Raw genomic sequence first — 13,415 nt, 5'->3', positions numbered from 1 at the left:
TTTACACAGCGTTAACATATAAAAAAGTTACGCAACCCCACAAAAAACAAATACTCCCAACCCCAAAAAGCACACAGACACACCATGAAAGCCTTACTCGTCACCGGGACCCTCGCAGAAGCCACCGTTAAACAATACGCCAACCAAAGCCACACCCAAACCCAAGTCCTCGCCCTAAACACACCCGTCGCCGCCTTCCTAACCCCCCAAACCATAATCCAAACCCTCCAACAAACCCCCCTCAAAAACATAGACCTAATCCTAACCCCTGGCCAAATGCCCCACAACACCCAACCCATCACCGACGCCCTCCACATCCCCACCTACAAGGGCCCCCGATACGCCGCCGACCTCCCCGTCGTACTCGACGCACTGGGAAAAGTAACTCTATCCACAGTAGTTCCTGCCTGCGATTTGATGCGTGAAAAAGTCAAAGAGGCAGCCCTCCAAGAACTCAAAAAAACCGAAACCAACAAAGAAACACTGCTTCAAACCCCAGGCAACCTAACAGTAAAAGACGTGGCTTTGGGAAAAGCGTTTCCGATGCGGGTTTTAGCCGAAATCGCTGACGCCCCCTTGCTTGAGACCCAAAAGATTGCACAGTTAGCAAAGCAATACGTAGCCTCAGGAGCGAACATCATTGATTTAGGAATGGTGGCGGGGCAAACTCGGCCCAGCGACGCTAAACGTGCGGTGGAAGCAGTGAAAGCAGCTGTGGGTGTGCCCGTGAGCATCGATACACTTAATCCCGTGGAGGTTGAGGCGGCTGTAGCGGCGGGGGCGGATTTGATTTTGAGCGCCGACGAAGGAAACTTGGAAGCCATTGCGCCCTTTGCACGTGACACCGCAGTGGTGGTTATCCCAACCAATCAGCGGCGTGGCTACTTCCCCCAAACGCCCCGAGAACGCGTAGAACTCCTCGAACGCCTAATCGCACATGCCCAAGAGTTGGGCTTCAAAAAAATCATAGGCGACCTCATCTTGGAACCCACCAAAATCCTCGACTCATACGTGGCTTTCCGAGAATTCGCCCACCGAAACCCAAACGTTCCGCTGATGATTGGAATCGCCAATGTAGTGGAACTCTTCGACGCAGACTCCGTGGGACTCAACGCGCTCCTAACGCGGCTCTCAGCAGAGGTGGGAGCGGACATTTTGCTGGTAACCGAAGAAACCCCAAAAACACGAGGCAGCATAAAAGAAGCCTCAACAGCAGCGAAGATGATGTTTTTAGCCAAAAAACGCGATTCAGTGCCCCGAGACCTCGGCCTAGACCTGCTCATCTTAAAAGATAAAATTGACCGCGAAAGCCCTCTCCGTTTGGATGTAAAGAACGCCGTTACAGCCCAGACACATGAAACAGCGCCGTTCGTGTCGGATCCCTGCGGGGTTTTCCGTGTTTTGGTGGACCATCAAGGCGGCATGCTGGTTGCGGCGCATTATGCGTCGGGTGATACTTCAGAACCGTTGCATGTGATTCGTGGGGGCAGTGCGGAGGCGGTTTTGGGGGAGATTTTGCGGTGTGGGTTGGTTTCGCGGTTGGATCATGCGGGATATTTAGGGGTTGAGTTGGCGAAGGCGGAGGTGGCGTTGCGTGTGGGGAAGAGTTATGTTCAGGACGAGGTTTTGTTTAGGTAGAGCAGTTTTTTGACATTTTTGTGTAAAATGTGACATTTTCCTTTGAATTGGCGATTTGTAGCTTTTTTAGCGCTTGTTTTTTGGCGTATTTTGGTGTTAGCGTCAGTTTAATTGTCGATTTGTTTGTTGCGGCAGTTTGCTTAGCGGTTAGCAAATTTTAAATACAATTCATAGTCAATTATAGGTTTGAGGTTATTATCGTGGCTAAGACTGCAAAAAAAGCAGCGAAAAAGGGGAAAAAGAAGAAATAAAGCGTTAGCTAACCGCTTTATCCTCACTTTTCTTTTTTCAACAAAAACGCACGGCACATTCTCAGCACACCAAAATTGACATAAACACGCCAAAACAAACTTAAAGAGCCAAAAACATGGCAAACGAAGCTTTATCAGATTAATTGCATTAACTAGACACAACGGTGAAATTTATTTGGAAAACCATCCGTTAAGCACAAGCCTTGCTGGACTGGAACTCAAAAACCCCACCATACTCGCATCCGGCGTATTAGGCTACTCTACAGAATCCCTCAACCGCGTAGCCAAAGGCGGCGCAGGAGCAGTCGTAACCAAATCCATCGGCACCGAACCCCGAGTCGGCTACCCCAACCCCACCATCGTCCAAGCCCAAGCAGGCTTAATCAACGCCATGGGTCTTCCCAACCCAGGCATCGACGTCTACACCGAAGAGATCAAGTTCTCCAAAACCATTCTCCGCGTACCGCTTATCGTCAGTGTCTTTGGTTATTCCGCAGAAGACTACGCCTCAGTTGCGAAAAAAGCTGCAGATGCAGGCGCAGACGCCATCGAACTCAACGTCTCCTGCCCCCATGTCAAGCAGACTGGCGCTGAAATTGGACAAAGCCCCAAATTTCTGGGTGAAGTCGTCGAAAAAACCAAAGCCGCCATCAACAAACCCCTCATCGTCAAGCTATCCCCCAACGTCGCAGACATCACGGTGTTAGCTCAGGCGGCAATCGAGGCAGGCGCAGACATCTTAACCGCCGTAAACACCCTAAAAGCCATGGCGATTGACGCAGAAACGCAACTGCCGATTCTGGCTAACCGAAAAGGCGGATTGTCGGGTCCAGCTATGAAACCCGTCGCGTTACGATGCGTATACGACTTGGCAGAAGCATATGAGGTACCCATCATCGGCTGTGGTGGCGTATCGGATTGGCAGGATGCCGTAGAATTCTTCTTGGCGGGCGCATCTGCGGTTCAGATTGGCACAGCCGTAGCTGCAGACGTCGAGGTTTTTGAGGCTATAACTCGGGGCATAGAAGTTTACCTAAGAAAGAAACATTACAGGAGTGTATCAGACATTGTTGGGCTCGCTCACCGCAAATAACACCCTAAGAACAACCGAAATTGTGAATATCCGAACCGAAAGTCCATCGGTTAAAACCTTCACGTTTACCGACCGATTATGCAGCAAAGCCAAACCCGGCCAGTTCCTCATGCTCTGGATACCCGGCATAGACGAAATCCCCCTAAGCATCTTTGAAGCAGCAGACGGGTTAGTCTCGGTTTCAGTAAAAGCCGTCGGAGACGCCACACGCCACCTCCACAACATGGAAGCAGGCTCAACCGTGGGGATACGAGGACCCTTCGGCAACTGTTTCACGGAAAGCCGCGGCAGAGTACTCTTAGTTAGCGGCGGCACAGGCACCGCGCCTCTGGTCTTCCTTGCACGGCAGTTGGCGGCTAAAACTGAGAGGTTATCCTTTGTTGAAGGCGCCAAAACCAAAAATGAACTCCTTTTCGTCCGCGAACTTGGCGGGATTTGCAGAGAAAAAAACCTCGTAACCACAACCGACGACGGCACCGCAGGACTACAATGCCTCGTAACCGAACCCCTCGCAGAACTGCTAAACAAAGAACGCTTCGATATGATTTACACTTGTGGACCTGAAATCATGGTGAAAAAAATCTTTGAACTCACCGAAGCCCGCAAACTTCCCCTAGAAGCGAGTCTAGAGAGGTTGATGCGCTGCGGGATTGGACTGTGCGGTAGTTGCGTTATTGGTAAGTACAGAGTTTGCCGTGATGGTCCCGTGTTTACGGCGGCGCAGCTACGGGAAATCAAGGATGAGTTAGGGATTTCTAAAATGGGGTTTGACGGGTCAAGGATTCCCATCTAACCCAAATTCTTTGTTTATACGTGAAAAACTCAAAAAAGCCGTGGGTTCAGGAGTAAATCCCTAAATGGGGGAGAGCCTGCGGGTTAACACCTGCGTGTCCTTATCAAACGCATATTCTCCATATCGTTGTGTGTAGTAGAGACGTAGGTATTCGCCTGCGAATTGCGGGTTAAAAGGCAAGTCTTTGGGGGTTAGTTGCTGTTTGGTTTGGAGCTGTTGTTGTATGGCTGCTTCAGCAAGCGGGTAGTTTAGCAGGAACTCTTTACGTTCACTATAAACCGACAGAGTCTGCACGGCTTCATCTACGTATGAGAGGTACTCGGGGAGTTTCTCCATGATTTGATTGATCTTGTAGTCCTTGGGGTTGGAGAGACGGGTGGTGGCTTTTTTGAGGCGTTCGCCCAGAGTTTGGTTTTTCTCCCAAAGATAATCTTTAGTGGGCACCAACTCATCAATGTCAGTCTCCTCACCGATTAGCTGCTTGTAGAGCATCAGCAGCACATCGTTGGCCATGCCGAGGAAGGCTTGGATGTCATCTTTGAAGGCGACCACATCGAGGATGTTAATTTCTTCTTTCTCCAGCCGCTTCGCCGTAAGCGTCCGCATGCCTTCGGCTTTTTTGGCGTAGTCAAGGATTTTTGGAGTTTCATCCCCAAAAACTGCAGGCAACAAATCCGCTTGACCATTCAGGGCTGCAATTGGCGCAAGGGACTTCTTGAGGTACCTAAGCGAAGTTTGAATGTCCGCACCATACTGGCGCCGCCAATTGTTCAGTGCCAAGTAGAGGGCATCAATAGCTAACCAAGGAGCTTCTTTGGTTGCCAACTTCTGATTAGAGTATTCAACTGCGCGGCATTTCTCAGGCAAGTTAGGGTCATAGAGAGGTCGGATAATATCATAAATTGGGGCCACAACATCGATGGTTTCACGAGTGACCGAGCGGCCCGCCGCCAGCACAGTTTTGATAGCTTCAACGCGTTGCTCGATGGTTTGGTCTTTGAGGATTTGGGGTACATAGCTGGTTTGGATGTTTATGCCACATTCAGTGCGGAGTTTGCCGACCCAATTAGAGTATTCGCCGTTGGCAGAGATTTGATATTCAGTGAGGATACGGTTAACTTCGGCTTCAAGGGTGTCTTTTTCTGTGTTTAGGGTTTGGATGTCTTTGAGTTTCTGGTCCAAGTCAGTTTGGTCATATTTGCGGAGTTCAATGTTTTTGAGTATCTCATTTAAGGAATCTTGAATTCGAAGCGCTTTACCTTCAGGCCCAGCTACCACAACGGGCAAGGCGTCTTTTACGACGTTAAGTTGAGCTGCAAATTTGTCTAGGTCAGCTTTGAGTTTCTCAGCTTTTTCTTTGACTTCCGCAAAGGAAGTGGTCTGTTTGGGCGAAGTGTCAATGAATAACACGGGCAAAGTTAGCAGAAGGGTACCAAAGATTCCTAGCACCATGGTTGTTGCGCTGACGTCGGCTGTAAATGCTAGGGGTTTCTGTAGGGCGCTTAGCAGCACGAAGAAGATGGCGGCTGCCATGGTGGCGGTGAAGATTAGGAAATATTTGTCGTTGACGCCTATGATGCCTTCTTTGGTCATGAATTTGGTGAAGAAAAGCAGCGTTAATGCCAATCCTACTACAATAACCGCAAACATCAAGATGCCGGGAATAGAGTCGCGATATTGGACAACTGCGTCTGCTATGGAGCGACCGCTCCAGTCAGGGGTCCAAGTGGTTTGGCCAGCAATGGAGTAGAAGGCCTGCGACACATCATAGAGTCGAAATTGGCTCATGGAGATGTTGAGGTCTTTGGCGATGTCGGTTAGGGGGACAAGCAGAGGCGGGGCGGAACCTGCTTCAAGCCACCACTCATCTTCGACTATTGGCAACACGGTGTATTGGTAGTACTGCATAATTTGCAGGGGCACCGAGAGCAACACATAGTAGATGACTGTGAAGCCCACGTATTTTTTGAAGAAAACCGCTGAAGCAATGATTAGAGGGATTGCCATGAAGTAGAGAGGCGCGGAGAAAAGGGCTGCGACCGCGAGGATACCGAAGTCGATGGCTAAGGCGCTTCTGTAGCGGTTAAAGAGAGCAGGGGGGATGATGAAAAGCGCCATCCAGATGACGATGAATGCAACTCGGACGGCAGTGTCGCCTAAAAATGAGATGAAGTACAATTCGGCTAAATGATAGAGTAAGCCTAACCCGAGGATGAAGCCGCCAATTGGCATTCCAACACGGGGGACCTGATAGGTAATGAATGCTACCAGTACAGCGAGGAATATGGGAAGCGGCTGGGGAAAAAGGGGCAAAATCGACATGCCCACCGACATGGCGACTAGCGTTATGATTAGGGTGAGCCATTTCAGTGAGCCTGGCTCCTGATTGCGTTGCTGTTCTTCTTTTTCTTTTCGTTTCTGTTTTGAAGCGTTGTACCAAACACTTAAACCAGAAGGTCTTTTGGGAGCCTTAGTCAAGCGATCAACCTAAAACCTTATTTTGAGTAAACTGCTCTTAAACCTTATGTAGGTACCTCGGATGAAAGATGGAAAAGGCAGTTTTAACATACTGGCAAGCGTAGAGAAACATATTGAATCGCTTAAGCCGCTTTTACCTAAACAAGCCGTTATATGCGCAGGAGAATACCCCATTAAACTGCTTTTAAGGGGCCCCACAATCAGCAAAGGTGGACCACTGCCCATTTTGGTAGAAAAAGACGGCGACGAAATCTACCGAATGATTCCCCGAGGATTCTATGTACATCACATTTTAGGGTTTGAAGACCAAAAAGTCGAAACCCACTTCTATTACAACATACAACCAGCGCTTACAAGCGATGAAACCATCCTTGAGAGCCTAAAAAAGAGGTCAATCGAGAAGCTACATGGCGCGGTGGTTTTCGCGTCGGTCTGGGATGGCATTGGCTCCGCAGCCCTGCCCACTAATATAAAGAAGCTAAAAACCCTCAATCAGGATGCGTTGGGGATAGCGGTTTTGCCTTCGCGTGTGCAGCCTGCAGACGCCCAATTCAACACCTTCGCGGCGTTGCAAGCTTGCCAAACCATAGAGGGCGCAACTGTTCTGCTGATGGACCGTGACCTCCTCGAAAGCTATCAGGGGGTAGACCGACAGGGAAAACCCATCAAAGGCAGCACCGTCGCAAACTATTTGGTGAATATGTGCATAAGTAAAGACACTTTGGTGGATGAAGTTTCCGAGTTATCCAAAAACTTCGGCAATCAACTCTTCACGCCTATACTTATAACGGGTGCCAGCCTCAAAATCTATGGCAACATAGAAAACATGCTAAACACCGCCATGCTTAAGCCCTTCACAGGCTTTGACCTCTCCACAGCCACTGTTCTCTATGGTCTAATTCGTCTGCCGTTAAATCTCAAAGACAAGCTACCCGTAGGCAAAATCGAGCTAACCATAGCCGACTGGTTCAAGGATAAAGCGAAACTCAAATCCATCTACATAACCGAACCCATCTACACCCAAGATTTAACCGACCGCATTGACATCGCACTATTCATAGGCGGATTTGACACATCGCCGTTGTTTTCCGAGTTAGAGAAGAAATCGGCAGCCCTCAAAACCCAAGCCGTTGAAAAGGGCTGGATTACGGATGATTGGCAGGTAATTCAAATAACCCAACCCGCGCCACCTGCGGAGGCACCAAAAGAACAACCTGTAGAAGTGCCAGCGCCCCCGCTCCCTGAAGAGCCAAATATACCAGAGGAGCCAATTGCACCGACGCCAACAGTAGAAGCCCAAGTTGCAGCGCCCCAAAGCATGGAAACTGAAACTGCCCCGGAGAAGCCTAAACGCAGCCGCCGAACCAAAAAAGCCGAGACGCAACCTACTCAAGAAAAAACCAAACCAAAGAAAACCGCAACCAAACCTAAACGTACGTCCAGAGCAAGAAAAACAGCGGCTAAATAGAGTTAAGCACTCTTTTTAGATAGTTATCGCTCCCTCAAGTCATATTCTGCAGAAACAGACTTGCGTCTATGTCTAATTGCTAAAATAAAAATTAAGGGAGGCAGCAAAAAGCTGCGTGGATTATTATCGTTTATTGTTGTTTGGTTGGCTTGAGCCGTTGACGTTGCCGTTGAGATATTCGAGTTTTTTGATGATTTGCCCTGCGTGTACGCCGTGTTCAAGTAGATAGCTGCGTGAGAGGTAGCGTTCGAAGTCGCTGGATTTGCTGAACAGTAACTGCATTTCGTCGAAGGCTTCCATGTCTTCGGGTTTACCGCGTCCTGCAACAACCATGATGCGGGTTATCCATTCGTCACGTGACTCAAGTACACGAACAGTAACGGTTCTGCTGACTTCGCTGGTAACGTAGCCTGCAAGGGAAGTGTAGATTTCCTGTGACATGTCTTCGGTCCACATTTTGGGCGGTGTAGCGATGGTGACCCAGAGGTAGTCAGTTTTGTAGGTTGGTTTGAAGCCCATGATGCTGGGTGTTTTGAAAGCGCGGACAACACTCTTCATGTAGTCTTTGAAGTGGTCTAAGTCTAGGATGTCTTTGTAGATGACATCTCGGGTAAGGTTCTCTTCTTGCTCGGTTAGGATTTTGAAGATGATTTTGAGTTGTTCCCGCTCGGTGAGGTCAGCGTTCTTCTCGAAGTAACGTTTCGGCGCGACAATCTCGGCGATTTTTGCCTTGTATTCATCATGCAGGTCAACGATTTTGTTGAGGCGCTTACGATATTCAGCCACCAACTCAAAGCGTTTAGAGAGTTTCTCGTAGAGCTTAATGGTGTTGTCAACTTTGTCTAAGTTCTCAAGCGCGAAGGCTTCTTCCTGTTCGACGCGTTTGAGTTCACGGTCGATGCCGAGGAGCTGCTCGCGGGCGTAGCGTTTGCTACTTAAGAATTTGCGGACTTGGCGTTCCAGCTTTGTTTTATCGAATTCTTTGCGTTTCTTGATTTCTTGGACGCGCATGACTTCATTGTCGAAGTCGCCACGTTTCTGCAGGCGTCTGTCGAGGATTTCGTTGATGTATGTGAGGTGTTCATCGATCATTCTGACTTCGTCAGAGGGTGTTCGCAGCATAAGTTGGATGATTAGGTAGATGGTGGCGAGTTCGTTTTGGATGTCTTTTAGCTCTTGGATTTCTGCCTGACATTCGGGCAGCGCTTCATAGTAGCGTAAAAGCGCGTCGGTGACGTAGCGGGTTTCATCGTAGAATTTGAGGATTCTTAGCGATTTATCGGCGAGTTCGGCGATGTTGACGAGGTCTCCGAGTACCTTCTTTTGTCTTAATGTGAAGATTTGCGAGCTGGGTATGAGTTGGTTGAGGCGTTCTACGATTTGGGCTTTCTTATCGAAAAAGTCCAGATAGGTCTTGGTGAGGTTGGTAAGCAGCGATTCGAGGTTATCCATCTTGCGTGTGCCCTCTTTTTTAAGGGTTAAGTCAATGATGGATTGCTCGATGGGACCAGTCTTGCCCATGAGCTTGATGGTAGCTAGGAACTGCATGATGTCGTTTATCCAGTTTTTAACTTGGATTTCTACACCCTTCACGTGCAGGATAGTATCGTCTTCGAGGCGTGGGTTGCTGTTTATGATGGTTTTGAGTTTGTCGTCAAATTGGTCCTCGTTAAAGGTGCCTGCTTTGATGAGGTAATTCTTGAAGAGTTCCCGAGTTACGTCGCTGTCGACTTTTATGACGCTGTTTATTTCGTCGAGTATGTCCAGTTTTTCTTTGCGGGAGTCTTGAAGCATCTGCATGGATTCAAATTTGAGTTTGTAGGCAAGGATGTAGTCTTCAACGGGGTAAATGACTTTGGTCATGCCTAAGGTGTGTGCAGAGTTGTTAGTTAAGCCGACTTCGGTGCCTATGCCGCCTAAGAGGTCTGCTAAGTCAAAGTCCATCAGCACATAAAGCAAGTCCACAACCATTTCGTCCATTTCCCGTCGAGCACTCACGATGTTGCCGACTTTGGAGAATGCAGGGAGCAAGGGTAAATAGATGAGTGCGTTGAGGGGGTTGCGGTAGGGTTCGCCGAATTCTTTGATGACGTATTCGTTGTAGTCTTTGTTGAGCATGAGGTTGAGTTCGTTTAAGGCGACAAAGGAGGAGCAACCTTTTGCTGGGGGGTCATCTCCGCCACAGGGGGTAATGACAAACGCGATTATGGCGACGCCTGAGCCTAAAACTTTTCGAAGGTGTTTAACGAAGTCGAAGAATACTCCGCTGCCAGTTCCTCCGCCTAAACCGTAAACCACAGCCACCGTGGGGGTGACAATTGATGAAAGCGCCTGTTCTTTGAAAGAGTTTATGGCGTTTCGGATGATTCCGAGTTGGTAATAGTTTAAGGCGTAGATAGCTTTGGCAAGTGCGCGTCTGCGTCCTGCCCCGCCAGCCATAGGAGGAATGGCCATTGTGCTTTGGAGCCAAGGAACAAAGTTTTCTAGCTTTGAGCCTTCCCCTATGAGGTATTCACCATATTTCTGGTTGATGAAGTCAAACATTGCTTCGGCAGTGGGGAACTTGACGGACTGCGCGATAAGGCGCATGCGTTCACGGGGTATGCCTGCTTTTATCATCTGTCGTTGTATTTGCTCATGGGTTTCTTGGAGGCTGCGGATTTCAGGGTCAGCAATGTCGATTGCCAAAAGGGAAAGACGGGTAAGGTCATTCCCAACTAGTTCGCGGGTTTTTTTGTTGGTCAGGAAAGTTTCTACTATGTTAGTTCCAGCTGAACCAAGCCCTATGAGCTGTACACTGTTTTGGTAGATTCTCGTATGCTATCACATCCCAACGAGGTTTTTTAGACGGTCTTTAATGGATTCTAAACTTGATGACATAGAACGATCAATCTTTGAAGCTCTTAGCGTTAAGCCCTCTAAGTCCTTGATTTGGTCTTCCACCACAAGCTGGAAGTAACTAACTTTACCTCTGATCCGCATGAACAATACCACAAATATAACCGCTACAACAGCCAACACGACAACTATTGGCAAGAACAACGTCTCCATTGTGGACGAAACAGGCTCGTTTGCAACGTTAAGTCCGTTTAGGAGTGCCATTGCTTCTTCGACGTTTCCGCTGTTGGCGATGGCTTTGGAAGCGTTGAGCACGTTGGTGTAGATGTCGATGTAACCTTTGGCGACTCCACCGTCTATGAGTGTTTGGAGTTTGTCTTCTTGCTTACTGTAGAGGGAGTTGAAGGCAGCTAATCCGGCGCTGGTGGCTTGCACGCTAATTTGGTCGATGGCTGCTCCGCCTGCTTCACTAGTCAGAGTCACAACGTTAACGGTTTTAGCAGTTTTTGAAGTGGTGCTTGGAACGGTGCCGTATAATGCCATATCGAAGGTTCCGACGTCCCAGTTGAATTCAGTTGATTTAGATGCCGGGTTATAGTCAGGACCCAAGTCATAGTCGTCAGTTAGCAGTTCCCAGTAGCCGTTAGGGTGAGAAGCCGATTTTGTTAGGGAGGTTGTAAGTTTGAGGTTGCCTGAACCTGAGGCAAACACGTCGATGGTAAAGGTAACTTTGATGTCTGCGCCAGGTAACACAGGCGAATAGGTTTCGTTAACTCCAGTAGCGGAGTTGTATTCTACCAGTGGTTCCCCAGTTGACGCATCTTCAATTGTATACGCGGTTATCCATTGTCCTTCTCCTGCAGCCGAAGCTGGCGGCGAAACACTGACAATCATCAGGGTTGCTAATAGTAAAAGGAGACTTAAAGCTAGAATCTTGTTTTTCAACTTTGAATCCTCCTGATTTTTTTAATGACATTAAGCATATAACACTTGTGCTTTTCCGCTTGTAGGAGGGCTAATCTGCCTTTTTTTCTTTAACTGAATGCAAAATTGGCAAAGCAGCAGACGTTTTTGTGCTTCTCAAGCTTGTTAACTTGACTTTGCAAAATGAGCGCTTGGCTTCACTAATTCACGTTAATGGATTTTTCAAAAAGCCATAAAATACCTTCAACCAATAGGTTGTTTCTCAATTCAGGAAGAGAGACAAATGAAACCCAACATATTTGGAAAAAATCTGCACTACAAACGAAAAATCGCAAAGCCACTGGTTCTCTGCCTCACCGCCATCTTCATCGTCAGCATGGTATCAACGCTGTCATTGGCACCTACCGCAAAAGCAGCAACAGCCACGGCGCTTCACACGTCAGGAGCACAGATTCTTGACGCTAACGGAAACGTCGTTTACCTCCGCGGCGTAGGCCTTGCAGGCTTCGCGCCTGACCTTATTCTTTGGGACTCAAGCGGAGGAGACTCTTGGGCGGATCAATGGAACTACAACCCCACCTCCGTAATGGACCAGACCTTCAGCGCAATGCAGTCACAGTGGCATGTCAACATGATTCGGGTCTTTATCTTCCCAAGCTGGTACTACCAAGACAACATTGTACCAGCACAGGTAGATAGCAGCTACTCGCACCTAACCACCCCAATTAGCACCAAAGCGTACTTGCAAACCCTCTGCAATGAAGCAGCAAAATACGGAATCTACGTTGACATCGTCCCCTACATGCTAACTCCCTACTCTGGTTCATTCGGCGCAGACAAATATGCATCACCAAACATGGCAGGATCCCAAGGCCTACCCATGATGGGCTGGGACAGCGTAGGAACCAAATTCCTAAGCGACGCAGGCTACGCAGGCAACGAACAAGGCTTCTGGAGCAAGTTCTGGAGCGACATGGCAACCACACTAAAAGACTGCCCCAACGCAATCTTTGAAGCATGGAACGAACCCCAACCCGGCACTGACGTTGACCCGATACCCTCATCCTACATGACCTATCTCCAAACAATGTACAACGCCATCCGCGGCACAGGCTCAAACCACCTAATCATGATGCAGTGGCACATGGGCTGGATGCCAAACGGCTACGGCGCAACCTTAGGCTTCGCAAAACAAATCAACGACGCCATCCACCCAACAAACATTGTCTACACCACACACTTCTATTACCACGCACCAAGCGACCTAACCTCCTACTGGGCAACCGACTACAACACCCTTAAAACACAGATTCAAACAGGCATCAACAGCATGGGCGTCACCGCACCCCTAGTCATCAACGAAGAAGGCTCCTGCCTCATCGCATCAAGCAACAGACAAGCCGACTACACTTGGTGGCAAAACCTCGTCTTAGCACAACGCGACTTAGGCATAGGCGCAGGCGCATACTACTGGCTCAGCGACGCAGGCTTAGGACCCGCTTATTCAAGCGAAACCATGCTTTCTACGGGCACAAACTACACACCAAACACTATGGGTCAAGCATACATCAACGCTTACAACGGTCCCCCCTCCAACCCCACAACCCCCACGCCCTCACCGACTGCAACACCGACCCCAACGCCGACTTCCACCCCAACGTCTACCCCAACCTCGACTCCAACCCCCAACCCCACCCCCACTCCAACAACAACACAGACGCCTACACCTACAACTAAACCAACCACAACACCCACCCCAACCGATACCCCGACAGACCCAACTCCAACACCAACCACTTCACCAAACCAGCCAGGAAATACATGGATACCACGCCACATACCAACATACCACTGTCAATGGAACATATGGAACATGTTCTCATGGAACCGATTCCACATGTGGTTCTCCTTCTGGCGTTAAAAACGCCCCAT

8 protein-coding genes are annotated in these 13,415 nt (G+C 48.8%); 5 read left to right on the top strand and 3 right to left on the bottom strand.

Going from position 1 to position 13,415, the window contains the following annotated elements:
* Positions 1–84: 84 nt before the first annotated feature.
* From NWE92_04895 to NWE92_04885, 3 genes are all read left to right on the top strand, one after another.
* Entirely contained in the window at positions 85–1,638 is a 1,554-nt protein-coding gene (locus tag NWE92_04895; GenBank protein MCW4028967.1) for a dihydropteroate synthase-like protein, read from the top strand.
* Positions 1,639–2,064: 426 nt separating this feature from the next.
* Positions 2,065–2,982, top strand: coding sequence for a dihydroorotate dehydrogenase (locus tag NWE92_04890; GenBank protein MCW4028966.1), 918 nt, complete (start codon positions 2,065–2,067; stop codon positions 2,980–2,982).
* Complete coding sequence (locus NWE92_04885) at positions 2,960–3,775, top strand: dihydroorotate dehydrogenase electron transfer subunit (protein ID MCW4028965.1); 816 nt, start codon at positions 2,960–2,962, stop codon at positions 3,773–3,775. The genes NWE92_04890 and NWE92_04885 overlap by 23 nt, the downstream gene beginning before the upstream one ends.
* A 60-nt stretch (positions 3,776–3,835) precedes the next feature.
* On the opposite strand, the gene NWE92_04880 is transcribed toward NWE92_04885, so the two are convergent.
* Complete coding sequence (locus tag NWE92_04880; protein MCW4028964.1) at positions 3,836–6,253, bottom strand: hypothetical protein; 2,418 nt, start codon at positions 6,251–6,253, stop codon at positions 3,836–3,838.
* Between the two features lie 61 nt (positions 6,254–6,314).
* Between NWE92_04880 and NWE92_04875 the strand changes: the two genes are divergently transcribed.
* Positions 6,315–7,721 carry a hypothetical protein gene (locus NWE92_04875; protein MCW4028963.1) on the top strand — a complete coding sequence of 469 codons (1,407 nt, stop codon included), beginning with the start codon at positions 6,315–6,317 and terminating at the stop codon, positions 7,719–7,721.
* A gap of 123 nt (positions 7,722–7,844) precedes the next feature.
* On the opposite strand, the gene NWE92_04870 is transcribed toward NWE92_04875, so the two are convergent.
* Entirely contained in the window at positions 7,845–10,508 is a 2,664-nt protein-coding gene (locus NWE92_04870) for a hypothetical protein (protein ID MCW4028962.1), read from the bottom strand.
* A gap of 36 nt (positions 10,509–10,544) precedes the next feature.
* Positions 10,545–11,504 carry a hypothetical protein gene (locus tag NWE92_04865; GenBank protein ID MCW4028961.1) on the bottom strand — a complete coding sequence of 320 codons (960 nt, stop codon included), beginning with the start codon at positions 11,502–11,504 and terminating at the stop codon, positions 10,545–10,547.
* Positions 11,505–11,766: 262 nt separating this feature from the next.
* Here NWE92_04865 and NWE92_04860 point away from each other — a divergent pair, with 262 nt between their 5' ends.
* Positions 11,767–13,404: a glycoside hydrolase family 5 protein gene (locus NWE92_04860; GenBank protein MCW4028960.1), complete on the top strand. Its 1,638-nt coding sequence runs from the start codon at positions 11,767–11,769 to the stop codon at positions 13,402–13,404.
* Positions 13,405–13,415 lie beyond the last annotated feature (11 nt).

The organism is Candidatus Bathyarchaeota archaeon (genome assembly GCA_026014745.1).
Classification (GTDB): Archaea; Thermoproteota; Bathyarchaeia; order Bathyarchaeales; family Bathycorpusculaceae; genus Bathycorpusculum.
This window is presented reverse-complemented; position numbering and strand designations above follow the sequence as displayed.